Source organism: Leisingera sp. ANG1 (assembly GCF_000203975.2).
GTDB lineage: Bacteria > Pseudomonadota > Alphaproteobacteria > Rhodobacterales > Rhodobacteraceae > Leisingera.
Window position 1 is genome coordinate 64,710 of sequence record NZ_AFCF02000014.1, and the last position, 21,448, is coordinate 86,157.

The 21,448-nt window shown below is 61.0% G+C and carries 22 protein-coding genes; 12 read left to right on the top strand and 10 right to left on the bottom strand.

The features are described 5' to 3' along the window. Positions 1–38: 38 nt before the first annotated feature. Entirely contained in the window at positions 39–1,301 is a 1,263-nt protein-coding gene (locus GC1_RS20235) for an RsmB/NOP family class I SAM-dependent RNA methyltransferase (RefSeq protein ID WP_019295136.1), read from the bottom strand. Between the two features lie 77 nt (positions 1,302–1,378). Here GC1_RS20235 and GC1_RS20240 point away from each other — a divergent pair, with 77 nt between their 5' ends. Further along, positions 1,379–1,570 carry a DUF1674 domain-containing protein gene (locus GC1_RS20240; protein ID WP_019295137.1) on the top strand — a complete coding sequence of 64 codons (192 nt, stop codon included), beginning with the start codon at positions 1,379–1,381 and terminating at the stop codon, positions 1,568–1,570. Positions 1,571–1,636: 66 nt separating this feature from the next. On the opposite strand, the gene dapB is transcribed toward GC1_RS20240, so the two are convergent. Next, positions 1,637–2,446 carry a 4-hydroxy-tetrahydrodipicolinate reductase gene (gene dapB / locus GC1_RS20245; RefSeq protein WP_019295138.1) on the bottom strand — a complete coding sequence of 270 codons (810 nt, stop codon included), beginning with the start codon at positions 2,444–2,446 and terminating at the stop codon, positions 1,637–1,639. A gap of 86 nt (positions 2,447–2,532) precedes the next feature. Here dapB and rbfA point away from each other — a divergent pair, with 86 nt between their 5' ends. Beyond that, positions 2,533–2,928, top strand: a complete 396-nt coding sequence (rbfA, locus tag GC1_RS20250; RefSeq protein WP_019295139.1) for a 30S ribosome-binding factor RbfA — start codon at positions 2,533–2,535, stop codon at positions 2,926–2,928. Further along, positions 2,925–3,674 (top strand): phosphodiester glycosidase family protein, encoded by a 750-nt coding sequence (locus GC1_RS20255; RefSeq protein WP_019295140.1) that lies wholly within the window; start codon positions 2,925–2,927, stop codon positions 3,672–3,674. The genes rbfA and GC1_RS20255 overlap by 4 nt, the downstream gene beginning before the upstream one ends. A gap of 5 nt (positions 3,675–3,679) precedes the next feature. Here the strand turns inward: GC1_RS20255 and rarD are convergent, their stop codons facing one another. From rarD to mutM, 5 genes are all read right to left on the bottom strand, one after another. Next, complete coding sequence (rarD, locus tag GC1_RS20260) at positions 3,680–4,582, bottom strand: EamA family transporter RarD (RefSeq protein WP_029204708.1); 903 nt, start codon at positions 4,580–4,582, stop codon at positions 3,680–3,682. A 185-nt stretch (positions 4,583–4,767) separates the two neighbouring features. After that, positions 4,768–6,171, bottom strand: coding sequence for a chromosomal replication initiator protein DnaA (gene dnaA / locus GC1_RS20265; protein WP_019295142.1), 1,404 nt, complete (start codon positions 6,169–6,171; stop codon positions 4,768–4,770). A gap of 546 nt (positions 6,172–6,717) precedes the next feature. After that, a complete protein-coding gene (rpsT, locus tag GC1_RS20275) occupies positions 6,718–6,981 on the bottom strand; it encodes a 30S ribosomal protein S20 (RefSeq protein ID WP_019295144.1) in 264 nt (87 codons plus the stop codon). A gap of 211 nt (positions 6,982–7,192) precedes the next feature. Next, positions 7,193–7,969 (bottom strand): enoyl-CoA hydratase, encoded by a 777-nt coding sequence (locus GC1_RS20280; RefSeq protein ID WP_019295145.1) that lies wholly within the window; start codon positions 7,967–7,969, stop codon positions 7,193–7,195. A gap of 63 nt (positions 7,970–8,032) precedes the next feature. Further along, positions 8,033–8,884, bottom strand: coding sequence for a bifunctional DNA-formamidopyrimidine glycosylase/DNA-(apurinic or apyrimidinic site) lyase (mutM, locus tag GC1_RS20285; RefSeq protein WP_019295146.1), 852 nt, complete (start codon positions 8,882–8,884; stop codon positions 8,033–8,035). An 86-nt stretch (positions 8,885–8,970) separates the two neighbouring features. Here mutM and ubiE point away from each other — a divergent pair, with 86 nt between their 5' ends. The 6 genes from ubiE to GC1_RS20310 all read left to right on the top strand — a co-directional run bounded on the left by ubiE (position 8,971) and on the right by GC1_RS20310 (position 16,557). Beyond that, a complete protein-coding gene (gene ubiE / locus GC1_RS20290; protein ID WP_019295147.1) occupies positions 8,971–9,723 on the top strand; it encodes a bifunctional demethylmenaquinone methyltransferase/2-methoxy-6-polyprenyl-1,4-benzoquinol methylase UbiE in 753 nt (250 codons plus the stop codon). Positions 9,724–9,726: 3 nt separating this feature from the next. Next, positions 9,727–11,256, top strand: coding sequence for a 2-polyprenylphenol 6-hydroxylase (ubiB, locus tag GC1_RS20295; RefSeq protein WP_019295148.1), 1,530 nt, complete (start codon positions 9,727–9,729; stop codon positions 11,254–11,256). A 272-nt stretch (positions 11,257–11,528) separates the two neighbouring features. Then, positions 11,529–11,918 carry a response regulator gene (locus tag GC1_RS20300; protein WP_019295149.1) on the top strand — a complete coding sequence of 130 codons (390 nt, stop codon included), beginning with the start codon at positions 11,529–11,531 and terminating at the stop codon, positions 11,916–11,918. Between the two features lie 100 nt (positions 11,919–12,018). Beyond that, positions 12,019–12,549 (top strand): chemotaxis protein CheB, encoded by a 531-nt coding sequence (locus GC1_RS22925; protein WP_019295150.1) that lies wholly within the window; start codon positions 12,019–12,021, stop codon positions 12,547–12,549. A gap of 6 nt (positions 12,550–12,555) precedes the next feature. Continuing rightward, on the top strand, positions 12,556–15,294 hold the full coding sequence (locus tag GC1_RS20305) for a CheR family methyltransferase (protein WP_019295151.1): 2,739 nt from the start codon (positions 12,556–12,558) through the stop codon (positions 15,292–15,294). Positions 15,295–15,678: 384 nt separating this feature from the next. Then, entirely contained in the window at positions 15,679–16,557 is an 879-nt protein-coding gene (locus tag GC1_RS20310) for a sensor histidine kinase (protein ID WP_162183425.1), read from the top strand. A 14-nt stretch (positions 16,558–16,571) separates the two neighbouring features. On the opposite strand, the gene GC1_RS20315 is transcribed toward GC1_RS20310, so the two are convergent. Next, positions 16,572–16,958 carry a response regulator gene (locus GC1_RS20315; RefSeq protein ID WP_019295153.1) on the bottom strand — a complete coding sequence of 129 codons (387 nt, stop codon included), beginning with the start codon at positions 16,956–16,958 and terminating at the stop codon, positions 16,572–16,574. Positions 16,959–17,223: 265 nt separating this feature from the next. Further along, complete coding sequence (locus GC1_RS20320; RefSeq protein WP_019295154.1) at positions 17,224–18,399, bottom strand: acetyl-CoA C-acyltransferase family protein; 1,176 nt, start codon at positions 18,397–18,399, stop codon at positions 17,224–17,226. 198 nt (positions 18,400–18,597) lie between these two features. Between GC1_RS20320 and GC1_RS20325 the strand changes: the two genes are divergently transcribed. Together GC1_RS20325 and GC1_RS20330 are read left to right on the top strand one after the other, a co-directional pair. Next, positions 18,598–19,164 (top strand): helix-turn-helix domain-containing protein, encoded by a 567-nt coding sequence (locus GC1_RS20325; protein ID WP_019295155.1) that lies wholly within the window; start codon positions 18,598–18,600, stop codon positions 19,162–19,164. A 244-nt stretch (positions 19,165–19,408) separates the two neighbouring features. Beyond that, positions 19,409–19,615 (top strand): cold-shock protein, encoded by a 207-nt coding sequence (locus GC1_RS20330; protein ID WP_019295156.1) that lies wholly within the window; start codon positions 19,409–19,411, stop codon positions 19,613–19,615. 67 nt (positions 19,616–19,682) lie between these two features. Here the strand turns inward: GC1_RS20330 and GC1_RS20335 are convergent, their stop codons facing one another. Next, positions 19,683–20,084, bottom strand: a complete 402-nt coding sequence (locus GC1_RS20335; protein ID WP_019295157.1) for a VOC family protein — start codon at positions 20,082–20,084, stop codon at positions 19,683–19,685. 163 nt (positions 20,085–20,247) lie between these two features. Here GC1_RS20335 and GC1_RS20340 point away from each other — a divergent pair, with 163 nt between their 5' ends. Next, positions 20,248–21,435 (top strand): glycine C-acetyltransferase, encoded by a 1,188-nt coding sequence (locus GC1_RS20340; RefSeq protein ID WP_019295158.1) that lies wholly within the window; start codon positions 20,248–20,250, stop codon positions 21,433–21,435. Positions 21,436–21,448: the final 13 nt, after the last annotated feature.

The following is a 21,448-nucleotide window of genomic DNA, read 5'->3' on the forward strand; positions in this document are numbered from 1 at the left end:
GGGCCAAGTCACCGGCGAATGCCGGAGACGCCCCGGGGTCACGCGGATTTGCGCAAAAGGGCCATGTAGAAACCGTCCATGCCGCCACGCTCCGGCCAGTAATCCGGGCGCAGGCGCAGGCCGCCTTCCTCGGTGATCCAGTCCGCATTGACGCCAGGCACTGTCAGCGCCTCACGGTCTGCGGCCATTTCCGGGTACATGTCCAGCGCCTCCTCCACCTGGCATTCGCCTTCATCCGGCAGCAGCGAGCAGGTGCAGAACATCAGCCGCCCGCCGGGTTTCACCAAAGTCCAGGCATGGGCCAGCATTTGCGCCTGCAGCTCAATCAGCTCTCCGAATTCGCTGCCGTCTTTGGCCTGCGGCAGATCCGGGTGGCGGCGGATAGTGCCAGTCGCAGAGCAAGGCGCGTCCAGCAGCACGGCGTCATACTTGCCGGTCTGCGCCAGCGCGTCCCCCACGATCAGTTCCGCCTGCAGCCCGGTGCGTTCCAGGTTTTCCCTGAGCCGGGCAACCCGGCTCTCCGAAACATCAACAGCCGTCACCTGTGCTCCGGCAGCTGCCATTTGCATGGTCTTACCACCTGGCGCCGCGCATAGTTCCAGCACGCGTTCACCAGGCTGGACGTTCAGAATGCGGGCAGGCAGCGACGCGGCGGCGTCCTGGACCCACCAATCGCCAGCCTCATAACCCGGCAGGGCGGAAACCTGGCCTGCATTGGCGAGTCTGACAGAACCGGTTGGCAGCACCTCTCCGCCAAGCTCGACCAGATCAGCACCGGGTTTGCCGGTGATATCCAGCGGCGCGCCGGCAAAATGCGCGGCCTCGATGGCCAGCATTACCTCAGCGCCCCAGGCCTGCACCAGGGGTTTCCGGATCCAGTTCGGCAGGCGCGGCGTGCGCAGTTTGGCCCATTCCGCCGGACCTTCGTCAGCCACCTTGCGCAAAACAGCATTGACCAGCCCCTTGAGCTGCCCATGGCGGCGGTGCTTGGAGACAATCGCCACCATGGCATTGACCACCCCATGCGCGGCGGCGCCCGAGCACAGCTCCACCGTCCCCAGCCGCAAGGCATTCATGACAGTGAGCGGAGTTGATTTCTTCAGGTGTTTCTTGAGCACCCGGTCGGCACGTTCCAGGCTGCGCAGGGTTGCCGCTGCCAGCCGCTGTGCACGGGCTCGGTCTTCCGGTGCCAGCTTTTCCAGCGCCCCGGCGGCATAACACTCCGCCAGCAGCCGCCCCTCTCCCAGCACCTGATCCAGCAGGTAGACCGCAGTGCGGCGGGCGTGGTTGGCATCGGACATGGGGCAACTCCTTAGGGCGCGCCTTGTGCACGCGGGACAGGGGCGTATATCATGCGCAAAGAATAAAGGAACCCGCGATGAGCGACGACACTGCGCCTGTGAAGAAAGACCTGCCGCCCGCCGCACAACGCGCGCTGGCGGAGGCAGAGGAGCGCCGGAAAGCCGCCGAGGCTGAGGAACCGCGCCCCAAGGAACTAGGCGGGCGCGATGGCCCTGATCCGGCACGTTACGGCGACTGGGAGAAAAAGGGAATCGCTGTCGATTTCTGATAAATCGCGGGTGCCAGCTCTAACGCTCCCTAAGGGCAGCGGCCCATCAGGGCCGCCGTTCAGACTTTAAAGCCCCAGCACATCCACCATGTCGTACTGGCCAGGGCCCTTGTCCTGGCCCCACAGCGCGGCTTTCAGCGCGCCGCGGGCAAAGATCGCACGGTCGGTGGCCAGGTGGCGCAGCACGATCCGCTCACCCGCTGCGGCAAACAGCACGTCATGCTCACCCACGATGTCGCCGCCGCGGATGGCGGTGAAGCCGATGTCGCCCCGTTTGCGGGCACCAGTGATCCCGTCGCGGCCGGAGTCGCGTACATCCGCCAGTTTCACACCGCGGCCCTCGGCAGCGGCCTCGCCCAGCATCAGCGCGGTGCCGGAAGGCGCATCCACCTTGTGGTGGTGATGGGCCTCGATCACCTCAATGTCGAAATCTTCGTCCAGCGCGGCGGCGACCTTTTTGGTCAACTGCACCAGCAGGTTCACCCCCAGGCTCATGTTGCCCGCGCGCACGATCACCGCGTGGCGCGATGCCGGTTCCAGCTGGGCGATCTGCTCATCCGTCATGCCGGTTGTGCCGATCACATGCACCGCGCGGGCCTGCGCCGCGAGCTTGGAAAACGCCAGCGTTGCCTCAGGCGCTGTGAAGTCGATCACCGCCTGCGCCTTGGAAAACGCCTCCAGCGCATCCGAGGTCACGGTAACTCCAACCGGCGCCCCGCCCATGGCTTCGCCCACATCACGGCCAACCCAATCGTGACCCTCACGCTCCACGGCTCCGGCCAGCGTGGCCTTGTCGCTTTCCAGCACCGTCTTGATCAGCATCTGCCCCATGCGGCCCGATGCGCCGGTAATCACGATCCCTGGTTTGTGAGTCATTGGCCCATTTCCTTGTTCAAGCTGGTTTTGTCCTACATCGCCGGGCAGCGCTTGGCAAAGCCTGCGATCCGGCATAGATCGGAACTATGGCAAAGAACAAATTCCACGATGGGCCCGGCCCCTCCCAGCGCCAGCTTCGCGTCGGCGAACTGATCCGCCGCTCGCTCTCTGAAGTGCTGGCGCGCGGCGATGTGCATGACCCGGACCTGAACCGCATGTCGATCACCGTGGGCGAGGTACGCACCTCACCCGATCTGAAAATCGCCACTGCCTTTGTGCTGCCCTTGGGCGGCAAAGGGCAGGAGGATGTATTGAAACTTCTGGCCCGCAACAAGAGCGAGCTGCGCCGCATGGTCGGCAAGAAGCTGGGCTTGAAATTCACCCCGGATCTGCGGTTCCGGCTGGATGAGACCTTCGACCAGATGGACGAAACCCGCCGGATGCTGAGTCAGGACGCGGTGCGCCGCGACGTGGAAGAGTGATCCGCAAGGCCGCATTTCTGCTGACGGCGCTATGGACCGCACCCGCGGCCGGCGCGGTCGAGTGCAGCGATGTGGCCTATGAGGGCAACCGGTACTCGATCTGCGAAGTCGACGCCGCACAGGAACAGCTTCAGCTGTTCCTGAAGGATGGCGAAAACCAGGTCTACGGACACTTCTCCTCGCTGGAGGATGCGCTGGCAAAGGACGGCAAGACGCTGGCCTTTGCGACAAACGCCGGCATGTATCACACGGACCGCTCCCCCGTCGGCCTGTATGTAGATGAAAACGGTGAGGCGATGCGGCTGGTGACCAATGCCGGTCCAGGCAACTTTGGCCTGCTGCCAAACGGGGTACTATGCATCGGTGAACGCCGTGCCGATGTGTTCGAAACCCTGGATTTCGAACACAGAGCGCCCGCCTGCACCTATGCTACCCAGTCCGGACCGATGCTGGTGATCGACGGGGAGCTGCATCCGCGCTTCCTGGCGGATTCAGACAGCTATTACATCCGCAACGGTGTAGGCACCTCGGCAGATGGCAGCCGTGCAGTCTTTGCGATCTCGCGCAATGCAGTGACGTTTCACCAGTTCGGCAGCCTGTTCCGCGACTATCTGAAGCTGCCCAATGCGCTTTACTTCGATGGAAATATCTCGCGCCTGCACGCGCCGGAACTTGGCCGCAGCGATGCTGGTTTCATGATGGGCCCGATTGTGGGTGTGATCGAGGACGCGCAGCCGTCCGATTGAACCCCTCAGCCTGTTCGCTTGCGCATCTGACGAATCATCGGCACTGAGTAGATCACCAACGCCGCCCAGATCATCGGAAAGGCGATCATCCGGGCGCTGCCGAATTCCTCGCCGAACAGCAGCACCGCCGCCAGCATGATCATCGTCGGCGCAATGTACTGCAGGATTCCCATGGTTGAGAGCCTGACCAGCTTGGCGCCATTGGCATAGACGATCAGCGGCACGGCGGTCACCACACCGCAGCCCAGGAGCAGCCAAGTGTCCGTCAAAGAGGCACCAAAGCTGCCGCTGCCCGTGGCAGCCAGATATGCGAAATACCCAAGTGCCGGCGCCAGCAGGATCAGCACCTCAAGCAGGAAGCCCTGGTTGGGGCCGATCGGCAGAGACTTCTTGAAGAAGGCATAAAACCCCCAGGACAAGGTCAGGCCAACTGCCACCCAGGGCACCCTGCCCGCCTCCAATGTCAGCACCAGCACCGCCGCCGCGGCCAACGCCACGGCGGCCATTTGCGCCTTGCCAAGAGGCTCCCGCAGCAGCAGAGCGCCCAGCGCAATGCTGAACAACGGGTTGATATAATAGCCAAGCGCGGCATCCAGCGCCCGCCCTGCTGCGATGGACCAGACATAGATCCCCCAGTTGACGGAAATCAGCGCCGCGGTGATGCAAGCCATGCCGAGCATGCGGGTATTTTTCAACGCAGCGCGCAGATCTTTGGTGCGGCGCAGGACTATCAGCAGTGCGCCGGCCACCGGCACCGACCAAATCACCCGGTGGGTAACAACCTCAGCCGCCGGAATATGCGACAGTGCCTTCATGTAGAGCGGCAGAAATCCCCACAGCAAGTAGGCGGTGACGGCGAAGGCCAGCCCGCGGGGCGTGTCCAAGTTCTGTGGCGTCTGATCAGTCATGCCGCGCTCCTCATCCAGGGCGCTGTTATGACCGGTTTTCCGCGTCATGAAACTTCGTTTTCTGTGATACCGGGCATTCACCGCTGTTATGGGTCTTGGCGGCCGCCGTTGAGCCAACAAAAAACGGCCCCGGAAACCGGGGCCGCAGTGCAATTTGGGGTTTGCAGTTCTAGCTTTTTTGCGCGTCAGGCTTCCAGCGAACGCCGCAGCATTTCGACGTCCTCGGCGATCTGGCCGTCGGTCAGCTTCAGCTCCTCGATGCGCTTCACACCGTGCATCACGGTGGTGTGGTCGCGCCCGCCAAAGCGGCGGCCGATCTCTGGCAGGGAGCGGCTGGTCAGCTGTTTGCACAGATACATCGCCACCTGACGCGGGCGCGCATAAGAGCGCAGGCGCTTGGGGCCGATGATGTCCGACATGCGGATGTTGTAATACTCGGAGACCTTGCGCTGGATTTCCTCGACGGTGATCTTGCGCTCGGAGGCGCGCAGCACGTCTGCCAAACAGTCCTGGGTCAGGTCCATGTCGATCTCACGGCCGACCAGAGACGCAAATGCGAACAGACGGGTCAGGGCGCCTTCAAGCACGCGCACATTGGTCGAGATCCGGTGTGCCAGGAATTCCAGCACACCATCCGCGATGCGCAGGTCGGGGTAGGTCTCACGCTGCTGCTGCACCTTGGTCTGCAGGATGCCCAGACGCAGTTCATAATCGGTCGGGTGCAGGTCCACGACAAGACCGCACTGCAGGCGTGACTTCACCCGGTCTTCCAGATCCTTGATCTCACCCGGGGCGCGGTCGGCCGAGATGATGATCTGCTTGTTCTGATCCACCAGCGCGTTGAAGGTGTGGAAGAATTCTTCCTGGGTCGAATCCTTGCCGGCGATGAACTGAACATCATCCACCATCAGCACATCGACCGAGCGGAACAGGTGCTTGAAGTCCATCATCTTACGCTCACGCAGAGCTTGCACAAAGCGGTACATGAACTGTTCCGCCGACAGGTACAGCACGTTCAGCGACGGGTTCTTTTCCTTCAGCTCCCAAGCGATGGCGTGCATCAGGTGGGTCTTACCCAGACCCACTCCGCCATACAGAACCAGCGGGTTGAAAGTGACCGGACCGCCCTCTCCGACGCGGCGTGCGGCAGCGTGGGCCAGTTCGTTCGGCTTGCCGACAACAAAGCTGTCGAAGGTAAAGCGCGGATCAAGCGGTGCAGCTTGCAGCGCTTCCAACGTGTCCTTGCCAGCGGAAGAAGCCGCGGGCGCAGTCATGACGGCCACATCACCATCGGCGCTGCTGTAAGCCTCTGCTCCAGCTGCGGGCTCTGCCGGGCGGACCGGGCTGTTAGCAGCAACCCGGAAAGCCAGCCGCTGGACCTGTTCCCCGGACATCGTCAGCTCATGCAGAATCAGATCTGCAAAGTTTTGGCTGACATAGTTGCCCATGAAATTCGTCGGCACCTTGAAGACGGCAACCCCACCGTCCACGGCGTCAAATTCAAGCGGCTCGATCCAGGTCGTGAAATTGTTCTGGCCGACCGTTTTCAACAGCCGGTTTCTGAGCTGTCCCCATTTTTCTTCTGTCATGCTGCGCCTCACGCATCCCCAAAAAGCAGCGGCCCATTTGCCGGGCCAGTTCTATTCTTACCCCCAACCACCCGGGGGGCATCCACGCACAGGGTTATCGTGTGCGGGCCAGCAGTGGCCGCATTACCCGAAGGCTTGACGTTCGCCTTGAACAGCAAAAACGGCCGCAAAAAGCGGCGGATTTGCCGTCACGAACAGTATCGCACACAATTGAGACAAGGCTGCTGACCCTTAACGATACAGCAGTGGATCCCGGCAACTAGCGCGCATCAGATGCGCGTCGTGCCGAGCAACCTGGCAATCTTGATGCCCGTCAAGATCGCCTCGAGCAGCCTGTCCCCCCAGCGAGTGAATCGCTGAAACAGTGGTAGCAATTTGAGGGGGGCAGCGGCAACGAAACTATGATGTTGACTCAGTCTTTGGCAGCAAAGAATCTCCTGCGCCCAGCGAGTCCCGGCAAGGGTTTTCCCAAAAAACAAGGCGCTGCAATCTGCAGCGCCCTGACAACTTTTTGACGGCCCGTGAGCCTGCTCAGCGGAGCGAATCTCAGGCCAGTGCCTTCACGCGTGCGGACAGGCGCGAGATTTTCCGGGAAGCGGTGTTTTTGTGATACACACCCTTGGTGACGCCGCGCATCAGCTCGGGCTGAGCCGCGCGCAGAGCTGCGGTTGCAGCTTCTTTATCGCCGGAAGCGATGGCTTCTTCAACTTTACGCAGGAAGGTGCGGATGCGCGAACGACGGGCTTTGTTGACGGCAAAGCGCTTCTCGTTCTGACGTGCGCGCTTCTTGGCCTGGGGCGAATTTGCCATGGTGTCTGACCTTATCTTCGGGTTCTGTTTCTATCGGACGCAATGCCAGCCAGCCCCGGATCATTCACCGGTGTGATTCTAGCCAAAGCGGGCTGCACGCGCATGTATGAGGGCGGCATCTATCCAACTCTGCATGGAATTGCAAGGGCGCCGGCCCCAAATGCAAAAAGGCGGGCTGGGCGGCCCGCCTTTCCGGTGTCTGATGTGCCGCTTACTTGTCGCGGAACTGCGCTTCGCGCTTTTCAAGAAAGGCGGCCATGCCCTCTTTCTGGTCTTCGGTCGCAAACATCGAATGAAACACGCGGCGTTCGAACAGAATGCCTTCGCTCAGCGGGAGCTCATAAGAGCGGTTCACCGCTTCCTTCACTGCCATTGCAGTCAGCTGCGATTTCTCGGCGATCTTCTGTGCTGCCGCTGTGGCTTCCTCGATCAGCTTCTTCGCGGGCACCACGCGCGACACCAAGCCTGCGCGTTCAGCCTCTTCGGCGTTCATAAAGCGGCCGGTCAGGTTCATGTCCATCGACTTGGACTTGCCCACGAACCGGGTCAGGCGCTGGGTGCCGCCGATGCCAGCTACTACACCCAAGTTGATTTCCGGCTGGCCGAACTTGGCGGTCTCGGCAGCGATGATGAAATCGCACAGCATCGCCAGCTCGCAGCCGCCGCCCAGCGCGTAGCCGGCCACCGCGGCGATCACCGGCTTGCGGATCGCCGAAATGCGGTCATTGGCGTCGGCAAACAGATTGGTGGAAAACACCTCGGTGAAACTCAGCTCCGACATCTCCTTGATGTCGGCACCGGCGGCAAAGGCCTTCTCCGAGCCGGTCAGGACAATGCAGCGCACCTTGTCGCTGGCATCGGCCTCTTCCAGAGCATCGCAAAGCTCGCCAATGAGCTCCTTGTTGAGAGCGTTCATCGCCTCAGGGCGGTTCAGCTTGATAAGGCAAACGTGGTCCTGCACATCGACGTTGATCGTCTCGTAGGCCATGATTTCTCTTTCGGTTGTTCCGTTCAGTCCTGAGTCCTTACCAAAAGGGTCCCTCTGATCAAGCTATCTTTGGCACTTTACACAGTAGAAGGTGGAACGCCCCGACTGGGTGATTCTGGCAATTGACCCGGCGCAGCCCTCTCGGCGGCAGGCCTCGCCCTCGCGGCCGTAGGCATCGAAACTATGCTGAAAATACCCAAGTTCTCCAGAGGCTTGCCTGAAATCCTTGAGCGATGAACCGCCCGCTTGGATGGCATCCTGCAGCACCTTCCGGATGATCGGCACCAACGCCGCTACCCGATGCGCGGCAATCTGCCCGGCCCTGCGGCGTGGCGAAATTCCCGCACGGAACAGCGCTTCGCAGACGTAGATGTTACCGAGACCAGCAATGATTCCCTGATCCAGTAATGCGGATTTCACCGGCGTGTTACGCCCCTTGAAGGCAGCCACCAGGTGATCCTCGTGAAAGTCATTGCCCAGCGGCTCCGGCCCCAGCACCGCCAGCAACTTGTGGGAGTCGGCGGTAGCGGTCTCCAGCAGATCCATCGCCCCGAACCGGCGCGGATCGTTGAAGGTGATGCGCGCGCCATTGTCCATGTCCAGAACCACATGGTCGTGCTTCTCCGCCTGCGGGTGCTCATGCACGAACTGCCTCAAAGGGTCGCCCGACACCGTCATCCGCCCGGACATGCCGAGGTGAATGAGCAGCGTCTCACCTGTGTCGAGATCAGCCAGAATGTATTTCGACCGCCGCCTGAGGGCATTGACCCGCGCGCCTGTCAGCCGCTCGGCCATCCGCTCCGGAAACGGCCAGCGCAGATCCGGGCGGTTCACCTGCGCCTTCACGATCACTGCGCCCTCCATCGCAGGCGCCAAACCGCGTTTCACCGTCTCGACCTCGGGCAATTCTGGCATTACACCCCTCCTGAACCAACGGGCCGCATTGTGCCTGCCCCACAGCGCCTTATAACAAGGGCGAAACTCAGCAAACGGCAAGCCTGATGAGCAACACGAGCGACAACACCACCCATTTCGGGTTCGAAACCGTCCGCGAGGCGGAGAAGGCAGGCCGCGTGCAGGGGGTCTTCAACTCGGTCGCCTCTAAATATGACATCATGAACGACGTGATGAGCGTGGGCATCCACCGGGTCTGGAAGGACGCGATGATGGACTGGCTGGCGCCGCGTCCCGGTCAGCGGCTTCTGGATGTGGCGGGCGGCACCGGCGACATTTCCTTCCGCTTCCTGAAACGCGCAGGCTCCGGCCACTCCACCGTGCTCGACCTCACCCGCCCGATGCTGGAGGAAGGCCGCAAGCGCGCCGAAGCCGAGCAGATGGCCGACAGCCTCGACTGGGTCACCGGCGACGCGATGAAGCTGCCGTTCAAGGACAACACTTTCGACGTCTATACCATCTCCTTTGGAATCCGGAATGTAACGCGGCCGCAGGAGGCACTGAACGAGGCTTACCGGGTGCTGCGCCCCGGCGGGCGGCTTATGGTGCTGGAATTCTCGCAACTGCCGAACGACGGGCTGCAAAAGCTTTACGACCTCTATTCCTTCAACGTGATCCCGCGGATGGGTCAGCTGATCGCCAATGATTACGACAGCTACCAGTATCTGGTGGAATCGATCCGCAACTTCCCGGATCAGGAAACCTTCCTGGGCATGGTGAAACAGGCGGGGTTCGAGAACGCCAAATACCGCAACCTGTCGCTGGGCATCGCCTGCCTGCATTCCGGCTGGAAGATCTGACCCATGCGCGGCCCCCATAATATCCTGCGCCTGATCCGAACAGGCGCCACATTCGAACGCACCGGCGCCATGCATTCCGTGCTGGAGGCGTTTGAGGCGCCAAAACCCCTGCGCATACTCGCCCGCACCTTGGGCTGGCCGTTCAAATGGCTGGGCTACAAGGGCGATCCGGCAATGCCGCCCGAAACCCGCGCACTGAACGCGCTGGGGCCTGCCTATATCAAGTTCGGACAGGTGCTTTCGACCCGGCCGGACGTGGTGGGCAAGGATCTGGCCAACCAGCTGCGCGTGCTGCAGGACAAGCTGCCGCCGTTTTCCCGCGCCCAGGCGCTGGCTGAGGTGGAAAAGGAGCTGGGCCGTCCGGTCTCCGAGATATTCTCGGACTTCAGCGACCCGATCGCCGCGGCCTCCATCGCCCAGGTACACCGCGCAACATTGGCGGAAACCGGCGAGGAAGTCGCGGTCAAGGTGCTGCGCCCCGGCATTGAGCGCGCCTTCAACAAGGATGTGGATGCCTTCTATTTCGCGGCCCGCATCGTGGACCTCTTCGCCCCCGGCGCCCGCCGCCTGAAGCCGATGGATGTGATTGAGCACTTCGACGGTGTGGTGCAGGGCGAACTGGACCTGCGGCTGGAAAGCGCCGCCGCCTCGGAGTTCGCCGCCAATACCGCCAAGGACGAAGGTTTCCAGCTGCCGGAAATCCGCTGGGGCTATTCGGCGCGCCGGGTGATGACCATGGGCTGGGCCGATGGTATTCCACTGGGCGACAATGAGGCGCTGGATGCAGCCGGCCACGACCGCAAGCTGCTGGCCAACCGGGTGCTGTCGCTGTTCCTGCGCCATGCGCTGCGCGACGGTTTCTTCCACGCCGACATGCACCAGGGCAACCTCAAGGTGGCAAGCAACGGCGATATAATCGCCTATGATTTCGGGATCATGGGCCACATCGACGAATATACCCGCCGGGTCTATGCCGAAATTCTCTACGGCTTCATCAAGCGCGACTACAAACGCGTGGCCGAGGTGCATTTCGAGGCCGGCTACGTGCCTGCCAACCGTGACGTCGATGAATTCGCCCGCGCCCTGCGCGCGGTGGGTGAGCCGATCTTCGGCATGGACGCCTCGCAGATTTCAATGGGCCGGCTGCTGAACTACCTGTTCGAGGTGACTGAACGCTTCGGCATGGAAACCCGCACTGAGCTGATCCTCTTGCAGCGCACCATGGTGGTGGTTGAGGGCGTTGCCCGCTCACTGGATCCGCGTATCAACATCTGGGAAGCCGCCCGGCCGGTGGTCGAGGATTACATCAAGAAATCCATCGGGCCCCGCGCAGTCGTTACCGACCTGCTGGACACCGCCAAGGTGATGGCCCGCTTTGGCCCCCGTCTGCCTGCACTGGTGGAACAGGCGCTGATCGCGCAGGCCGCACAGAACGGTGCACGGCCACGCAGCAGCAGAAGCTGGGCGGTCCCCGCCGTTCTGGGTGCTGCCGGCGCCACCGGCCTCTTCGCTGTCATTGCCTTGCTGACTTGATAAAGGCCGCGGATTGAAGGTGTTACCACGTCAGCAACGCAAGACGTGTGTCTCAAACTAAAAAACTCGCAAAAGAAGATTATCAGCCAGCTCGGACACGTTGACCGGAGGTTGAAAGAGTCCCATGATGCCAAAGGGACCCAAATCCGGCCACCCCGCTGAAATACCTGACTTTGCGGAACCGATTAGGAGCCGGCTTGGTCACCCTCGAGACAATGCCGTGACCGGATCCCTGTTTCTGATCGCAGCCGCAGCACAGACGGAATCAGCTGATGAACAACCCGCGGAAAGTCCTGCTCGTCGAAAATGACGAATTCACGCGATACATGATGCGAGAGATCATTGTGGCGCTTGGGGTTGACGTTGAGATTGCCGAAGACGGTCAGGCCAGCATCGACATGCTCAGCAGCGCGCCGAACGAGTATGGCCTGGTGCTGATGGATCTGCACATGCCGCGGCTGTCGGGGATTGAGGCGACACAGCAAATCCGGGAAGCTCCGATGGATCCTCCCAGCAGCGTGCCTATCATCGCCGTGACTGCTGATGCTGCCTATCACGATGATACGATCGTCAAGGACTTGGGCATGAACGGGTTTGCACCAAAGCCAGTGACACCCGGCCAGATTCTGAACCTAATCGACAAATTTTGCGCTGCTGCATAGGCCGCAAGCGCCGCCTTTCAGGCACAACGAGTGCAGGAAGATTTTTTGCACCGCTACTTTGCATTACGGTTGAATATTCATGGAAGACTTAGAAAAGCGCATGTCCACCGAAACGTCAGCAGCCTCACCGGAAAATGATAGCGCGGATGCCTCAGCTGAAGACAGCGGCCTTCACGTGGTCGGTGTGGCCGCTTCGGCGGGCGGGCTGGAAGCGCTTTCGCAACTGGTGCAGCACCTCCCGCAATCCGCCAACGCAATCTACGTGATTGCGCAGCATATGTCGCCAACCCATAAAAGCGTGCTGACATCTTTGCTCGCCCGCGAAACCTCCCTGCCAGTAGAAGAGCTGGGCCGGGAAACCGACCCCGTGCCGGGAACCATCTACATTACCCCGCCAGATACTGATGTGATGCTTGAGGGTGGAAAGCTGCGCTTGCGCAACCCTGCAGGGCACCCGGCATCCCCGAAGCCGTCCGCTGACCGGCTGTTCAAGAGCATTGCTCAAGAGTGCGGAGAAAACTGTGTAGGTATCGTGCTGTCGGGCACTGGAAGCGACGGCAGCTATGGCGTGCAAGCGATCCGTGAATGCGGCGGAATCACCATCGCCCAGGATCCCAGCTCCGCGAAATAGGATGGCATGCCAGCTTCGGCGATTGAAACCGGTTGTATCGATCTGACCCTGACACCGGGGCAAATCGGCGACCATTTCGAGAAAATTCTGACCCGGCCGCGCGATCTGGCATTGCTGCGCCCCGAAACGGATGAACCCAGCAAGCTCAGCGAACTGTTCGGCATCCTTCTAGCCCGCACCCAGGTCGACTTTGCCAACTATAAGGAAAACACACTGAACCGCCGCATTGCCCGGCGGATGACGGCACTGGGTATCGAAGACTACGACGGCTATGTCGATTATTGCAGGTCAAACGTGGACGAAGTCGACGCGCTGCACCGCGATTTGCTGATTTCGGTGACCCGGTTCTTCCGCGATCCTGAACAGTTCCGGAAATTGAATGAACAGCTGGAAAAACAGCTGGCAAACAGCGGCCCGGGCCCCGTTCGGGTGTGGGTCGCGGGATGTGCGACCGGCGAAGAGGCTTATTCCATCGCGATCCTTATCGCCGAACTGCTCGGCGGGCTCCACGCGCTGACCAAGACCAATGTTCAGATCTTCGCCACGGATATCGACCAGAATGCCATCGAAGTTGCGCGAAAGGGGATTTACCCCATTTCAGCAGCGCAGGACATTCCGCCCCAATATCTGAAGGAATACTTCACCGTCGGCGAAAACGACATCTCGGTCCGCCAGGAGCTTCGAAATGTGACACTGTTTTCGCAGCACAATGTGTTCCAGGACCCGCCCTTCATCAATCTCAACCTGGTCACCATCCGTAACGTCCTGATCTATTTTAACCTGGCACTGCAGGAACGTGTGCTGACCCGCCTGCACTATTCCCTGGCCTCGGGCGGGCTGCTGTTTCTGGGCACTTCGGAAACAGTGGGCGAAATGGGCATCTACTTCGAAGCCCGCCAGGGGGCCGACAAGATTTTTGGCAAACGCCGCGGCATTTCCAGGGAACTGACCGTATTACCCAGCACGCCGGGCAGCTCCTATCTGCGGTCGCAGAGCATGCGGCGGTCAGCGGCGCAAACGGCGGCCGATCAGGCTGCGCAGGCCGACCTTTCGCTTGCCCGGGCAGTTGCGCCGAATGGCGTTATTTGCACCCGTAACGGCGACATTATCGAAATCCTCGGGGATATCAGCGTCTACAGCGAAATCCGGGCCGGCATGTCGACATCGCTGAACGTCAGGATGCTGATCGACCCGCTGCGCACCGAGGCCGCCAGCCTGATTGCGGTGGCCACCCGCACCGAAGAACGGCGGGACGGGCGCTGGCATAAAGCCTCCTTGCCCAATGGCAACCGCGTCCAGCTGCAGGCCTTCCCCTTTATCAACCACAAGGGCGGCGAACTGCATTGCCTGCTGGCGATCAATTCCAAGTTCGAGGAGGAAAAGGAGCTGAACTTCAGCGAAATTTCCGACCGGGAACAGCGGGACTATGTCGAGCGGATGGAGCTGGAAATCCGCTCCACCCAGGAGGCGCTGCAGCAGACGATCGAGGAACTTCAGACCGCCAACGAGGAGCTGCAATCCTCAAACGAGGAGCTGCAGTCCACCAACGAGGAGTTCCAGGCCACAAATGAAGAACTGGAAACCTCCAACGAGGAGCTGCAATCCACCAATGAAGAGCTGCTGACCGTCAACGAGGAATTGCAGATCAGCTCAGCAGAGCGCCAGGCGCTGGCCTCCGAGCTGGAAGCGATGCTGGTCTCTTCGCCTTATGCCATTGCGCTGGCGGATCAGGCGCTGATCATCCGGCGGCTGTCGCGCGTCGCGCAGGAGGTTTTTGGCATTGGCGAGCTTCCTCCGACCGGCCTGCACCTCAGCCATTGCAACCTGCCCAATGGCTTCCCGGCACTCGCGCCGATTGCCAACACTGTGCTGCGGCTGCAGGAAACGCGCCGCATTCCCGTCCTGTCAGGCAGCGACTACTACACCCTGATCCTGTCACCCGTTCTGGACATGCACCAAAGGCTCATCGGCATCTCTATTACTGTGTCCCGGTTCGACAACGAACCTTTCAATGATGTCCTCCGGCAGATCAGCAAAGTAACCAGGGTCGGGTTCTGGACGCAGAACCTGCAATCCAACGATACCTACGTCTCGCCAGAGGTGCATGCCATTCTGGGGATGGATGACACCGCAGCCGGCCTGAGCCTTGACACGATTCTGGCGCGCGCCCACCCCGAAGACCGTGCAAGCTTGCAGTTGCAGCTTGACCCTCTGTTCAAGGACGGCGGCTCCTTCGAATTTGATGCACGCTTCTTCGATGACAGCGGAAACACCCTGAACATCGGGGGCAGCCTGATGGTTTTCCAGGATTCCCATGGCGAAAACATCCAGTTGATCGGCGTGTGCTGGGACAAGGCAAAGTTTGACGAGCGCGACCTGATGCTGGGCTGCAGCGCAGCGGTGCAGAATCATTTCGCCGTTGGCATTTTCTCCTTTGATGTGGTCAACAACGTGCCGTCCTGGAACCCACCGATGTACGATCTTCTGGGGTATGCTCAGGGAAAGCACGTCCCGTCGGTGGAAATGATGCTGGAGCGCATCCACCCTGAGGACCGGGATTTTGCGAAGGACGGGCTGCAGGATGTACTGACGATGGGACAGCCGTTCCACTACCCGCTGCGCCTGCAGACCAGCGATGGCAGCTACGCCGCAGCAGAACTGTTTGCACAAGCCCGGAGCGGCGATGCAGACCGCATAACCCATGTCTTTGGCGGCCTGCAGCTTTACCGGCGTGAACCGGAGTAAAACGCACGTGTTGTGTTGCACTGAACCTTTCAAGGTCATGCAGGCGGACCAGGCTCATCCCTCGTCCGCCCGCATTTTGCAGCCTGCACCCGCGGACAAACCGGCCCCTAGGCGGTGACTGCATTGATGCCGGATGGGAACAACCTGGACGCTGAGGTCTTGGGAAACGCCTTTTTCTGGTCTCCCTATGCGTCCTTTGTCCTCGATTGGAATGGCCGCATTCTTGCGTGCAACCGCAGGGCCGAACGCAGTTTCGCACCGGGTTGCGAACCCGGCAGCGGTGCGCTTCAAGGCACATGCATCAGCAGCCTGACCCTGCTGGATCCGGACCGGGTGATTGCAAGGCTCAGGCAAGGTACAGCGCATGGCGCAACGACTTTGCCCATGAATGCGAACATCCGCCCGTCCACGGCGCCAGAAACGGATTTCCGCGTTTCGCTGTTAAAGTCTGACGCCAAGGGTGAGCGGCTGATCATGCTGACCCATGATCAGCTGCGAGTCACCGCTGAGTCGTTCCGGCAAATGAATGACCTGCGCAGCAAGCTCAACGATGAGCTGCGCAGCGCCAAGGAAGCCAACCTGAAACTGCAAGAAACCTTGCTGTCGATGGAGGCCTTTGCCCACGCCGCCTCTCATGATCTGCGAACACCGATCAGCACCCTGAATGGCGCCTTGCACTACTTCTCGCAGCACTATGCCGCCGGTCTGCCGGAGACAGCCCAGGAATTCCTGAAGCACATGAGCCGGGCCACCAGCCAGATGGACCGGCTGACAACGGAGCTTTTGGAACATTCGGTTTCAACGTCCGCCCGGATCAACATTCAGGACATTTCAATTCAGGACGCAGTATCAGAGGCCTGCGCAGGCCTTGCCCAGGAGCTGCAAGCCTGCGGTGGCCAAATCAGCGTGTCAGGCAGCGGTTTCCGGCTGCATGCCGACCCTACCCTGCTGCACCTCGTCCTCACCAACCTGTTGACCAACGCAATCAAGTACCGGCACCCTGGGCGCCCTCTGGAAATCAAAATCAGTCAATCTTCCGCAGGGCGGGACAATTGGGAACTGTCAGTTTCGGACAATGGAACCGGCTTTGACCCCAAAGACAAATTCTTGATCCTCCAGCCGTTTCATCGCGCACACCGTGAAATCGAAGGCAGCGGCATCGGACTGTCGACTTGTGCAGAGATTTGCCGCCGCCACAACTGGCAGTTCACAGCCGATGCAGACCAAGGCAAAGGCGCCATCTTTACAATTGCCTGCAGCTAGGTCCCGGAACCTGCTCAGCTTGCTTCTGCGGTAACACTCTGGCCGGTTACATAGTCGACCATGCTTACAAGGTCCGGCAGGTTAACCGGCTTGTGCAGCACCCACCGGATATTGCGGCTCAGCCCAAACAGTTCGCCGCCGGTGAACAGCCGGCTGCCGGTGATGTAGACCACCGGAATATCGGGGCGCATGAGCGCGGCATAATCCGCCACTGGCAAGGACATTTCCTCCCCGATCTTCAGATCAAGGATCAAAATACCGGTTTCGATGCCGGAAAGAGCTGAGATGGCTTCGGAACAACTGGCAACGGCGGTGACATCATATCCGGCGTCCCGCAAAGCCATCTCGAACGTGAACCGGACACCCTTGTCGTCTTCCAGAAGCAGGACCTTGGCTGTCATTTTACCCCCTTACCATCCAGCAGGCTGCCCTGGCAGCGCGCGAGCCTTGTGCCGGATCGCTGGTCAACTATCCCGTAGAAGTTATTCCAGCGAAGCTTCGGTAAGAAGTTGTTAATATTCTTTGATTCCTACCGTTTCTTTATTTCTACTTTGAATTGCATCTCCTGTATATGAAAGAAGCGTAATATGCCCGTTAAACAAAGAGCTCCCAATGGTGAAGGCCAGACATGGGACCCCGTCATTCGCAATCCCATGCCGTTTGCAATCAAATGTGCTCAACCGCCAGTGCGATACCCTGACCGCCGCCAATGCACATGGTGATCAGCCCTTTGGAACCGCCGGTTCGCTCCAGTTCATACAGTGTTTTCAAGGTGATAATGGCACCTGTGGCCCCCACCGGGTGGCCCAGCGCAATGGCGCCGCCGTTGGGGTTCACCTTGGCCGGATCCAGCCCCAGCTCCTTGTTCACCGCCAACGCCTGCGAGGCAAAGGCCTCGTTCGACTCGATCACGTCGAAATCGCCGGCTGACAGTCCGGTTTTCTCCAGAAGGTTGCGCACCGCGGGCACCGGGCCGATGCCCATCACTTCGGGGCGCACACCGGCATGGGCATAGCCCAGAATCCGCGCCTTGGGTTTCAGCCCGGCCCGCTCTGCAGCGGTGGCAGTGGCCAGTACCATGGCCGCGGCGCCGTCGTTGATTCCGCTGGCATTTCCGGCAGTTACCCGGCCGTCCTTCTGGAACACAGCGCGCAGGCCCGCCAGTGCCTCGGGGGTGGTGGGCTTGGGGTGCTCGTCCACTTCGAAGGGCACCATGTCGCGCTTCACCTTGACCTCCACGGGCGTGATCTGGGACTTGAAATGGCCCGCCTCGATCGCCGCCGCGGCGCGGGTCTGGCTGGTGAGGGCAAACTCGTCCATCTGCGCGCGGGTGATGCCGTGCTCATCGGCGACGTTCTCAGCCGTCACCCCCATATGGCCGGTGCCGAAGGGGCAGTTCAGCGCGCCCAGCATCATGTCGAGCGATTTCACATCACCCATCTTGGCGCCCCAGCGGCTTTGCTGGAGGATATAGGGGCTGCGCGACATATTCTCGGCGCCGCCGGCCAGGGCAAACTCCGCATCCCCTAGGGCAAGCGATTGAAAGGCTGAGACAATTGCCTGCACGCCGGAGCCGCAGAGGCGGTTCACATTCATTGCAGGTACCACGTCCGGGACGCCTGCCTGCATCGCCGCAACCCGGCTCAAGTACATGTCGCGGGGTTCGGTGTTGATGATGTGGCCGAACACCACATGGCCGATCTGGCCGCCCTCCACCCCGGAGCGTTCAAGTGCTGCCTTGGAAACGGTGGCAGCCAGGTCGATCGGCGCGGTGTTTGCCAGCGCGCCGCCGAAGGTACCGATGGCGGTGCGGGCGCCGTCCAGGATCACGATCTCTGTCATTGGTCTTACTCCTCAACTCCTGCGTTGGCGCCAGTATGCGCCCGCAGCATCGACCTGTCTGCCGGGACGTGCCGTCATGGGAACGCGGCGTCACCCCCCGTGCACCCCCTGTACACCCCCTGTGCACCGCCGCGGCGCAGCATCTGCAGTTTGCCGGATCAATTGACAAATGCAGCCCATCGGCGCAGAGAATCCGTCATGACGGAAAACACAGACGATATCCTGACCCTGCTGCCCGCCCGCCTGAAAGAGGCGCGCCGCGCCCAAGGGCTGAGCCTGGAGGCGGTGGCGAACCTGTCGGGCGTCAGCCGCTCGATGGTGAGCCAGATCGAGCGCGGCGAAAGCTCCCCCACCATTGCGACGCTGTGGAACCTGACACGCGCGCTGCAGGTGGATTTTGCCGGACTGCTGGAAGCGGGCGACATGCAGGACCGGATCGAGGTGCTGCGCGCGTCGGATGTGCCCAAGATCGAGAACATGGGCCAGGGTTGCCGCATCCGCATCCTGTCACCGCCGGAGGAGGCCGGCGGACATGAGGTCTATGACATCCGGTTTGACCACGGCGGCGCGCTGGTCAGCCAACCGCACACCCGCGGCGCGGTGGAGCAGCTGACGGTGCTGGAAGGCGAGATTGCAGTCAGCTCCGGCAATGCCAGGGACCAGCTGCAGGCCGGCGACACCGCGCGCTATGCCGCCGATGTGGCCCATTCGATCACCGCGCCCGAGGGGCCTGCGCGGGTGTTTCTGATTGTGAAGAATGCGTAGTCCAACCCCGTTCCAGCCGTACTGGTAAGTTTTGCCTGCACTTTTCGGCAGGAAATCCCCACCTTGTGCCTTTTATGCACATTCCCCTTGAACGACTCGGGGGACCGGCCCATATGTGGTCCGCTAACGTTATTCTTGTCGATCCACTGTCTCCCGTTTACCGGCGCTTTCAGTCTCTCGATCCAGACCGACTACGCCAGGCTGCCGCACTTCCGCGGGCAGCATCAAAAAGGAGACTACGGATATGGCCACCGGCACCGTAAAATGGTTCAACACCACCAAAGGCTACGGCTTCATCGCGCCCGAGGGCGGCAGCAAAGATGTGTTCGTGCACATTTCCGCTGTAGAGCGTTCCGGCCTGACCGGCCTGGCGGACAACCAGAAAGTTACCTTCGACATCGAGCCCGGCCGTGACGGCCGCGAGTCGGCGGTGAACCTGCAGCTGGCATAAGCCTCGCAGCAGTACTGATCAGAAGCGCGGTCCCTGAAAAGGGGCCGCGTTTTCTTTTGTGCGGGTGTCAGCCTTTGTTCTTCTCATCCCAGAGCTTGGGTTCCCACAGTTCAACCTTGTTGCCTTCAGGATCCATGATCCAGGCGAAGCGGCCGTTTTCATGGGCATCCGGCCCTTTCAGCACCGGGATGCCTGCGTCCGTTAGCTGTGCGATCATCCCGTCCATATCGTCGATCCGGTAGTTGATCATGAAACCGGCGGTGCTGGGGTCAAACCAGGTGCCGTCCGCATCTGCGGTGCCCCAGACGGTCAGACCGCCATCCTCTGCGGTGTCGTCCTGCCAGTTCAGGACCGCACCGCCGAATTCCTGCAGGTCCAGTCCCAGATGGTCGCTGTACCACTTGGCCAGTGCTCTGGCGTCGCCGCGTGCCTTGATGAATACCCCGCCGATTCCTGTGACCTTTGCCATGGACGCACGCCTCCCTGTTTCAGTGGCAGATAGTCCGGTTTGGCGGATTTCCACTCACGCATTCCAGTTTCACGGATTTTTTTCCGTAATCCTGAAATCCTGTATTCCGGAAACGCATCCGCTATGATAGACACGCGACTCGAGACACCAAGGGAGTTTGCGCATGTCCACTGCTTTTCTGACCGACATCTCCAACACGCTGGCCCAGATCGAGGGCGAGGGGCTGTACAAGCGCGAGCGAATGATCACCTCCCCGCAGGGGGGCGAGATCACGGTTGGCGGGCGCGAAGTGATCAACCTGTGCGCCAACAACTATCTGGGCCTGGCCGACCACCCCGCCCTGATCAAGGCTGCAAAGGACGCGATGGAGCCGAAGGGCTTTGGCATGGCGTCGGTGCGGTTCATCTGCGGCACCCAGGACATTCACCGGGAGCTGGAGCAGCGGCTGGCGAAGTTCCTCGGAAAGGATGATGCGATCCTGTTTGCCGCCTGTTTCGACGCTAATGGCGGGCTGTTCGAGCCGCTGTTGGGGCCGGAGGATGCGATCATCTCCGACAGCCTGAACCATGCGTCGATCATCGACGGGATCCGGCTGTGCAAGGCCAAGCGCTACCGCTACCTGAATAGCGACATGAACGATCTGGAGGCCTGGCTGAAGCAGGCCCGCGAGGACGGTGCACGGCATATCATGATTGCAACCGACGGCGTGTTCTCGATGGACGGTTATCTGGCCAAGCTGCCGGAGATCCGGGCGCTGGCGGACAAATACGATGCGGTGGTGATGGTGGATGACTGCCACGCCACCGGTTTCATGGGTGCGACAGGCGCCGGCACGCCGGAGCATTTCGGGGTGGAGGTGGACATCCTGACGGGAACTTTGGGCAAAGCACTTGGGGGGGCCATCGGCGGTTATATCGCCGGGCCGCAGCCAGTGATCGACCTGCTGCGGCAGCGGGCGCGGCCCTATTTGTTCTCCAATTCGCTGCCGCCATCGATTGTTGCTGCCGGGCTGGAGGCGATCCGGCTGGTGGAGGAAGGGGACGGGCTGCGGGCGCAGCTGTTCGAGAATGCCAAGTACTGGCGCGCGGGGCTGGAAAAGCTAGGTTTTGACCTGCTGCCGGGTGAGCATCCGATCATCCCGGTGATGCTGGGCGAGGCGCAGCTGGCGCAGGACATGGCGGCCAAGCTGTTTGATGAGGGCGTCTATGTCTCCGGCTTCTTCTTCCCGGTGGTGCCGCGCGGCCAGGCGCGCATCCGCACCCAGATGAATGCGGCTCTAACCAAGGAAGAGCTGGACCGGGCATTGGCCGCCTTTGGCAAGGTGGGCAAGGAATTGGGAATTGTATCATGAGCCGTCCGAACAC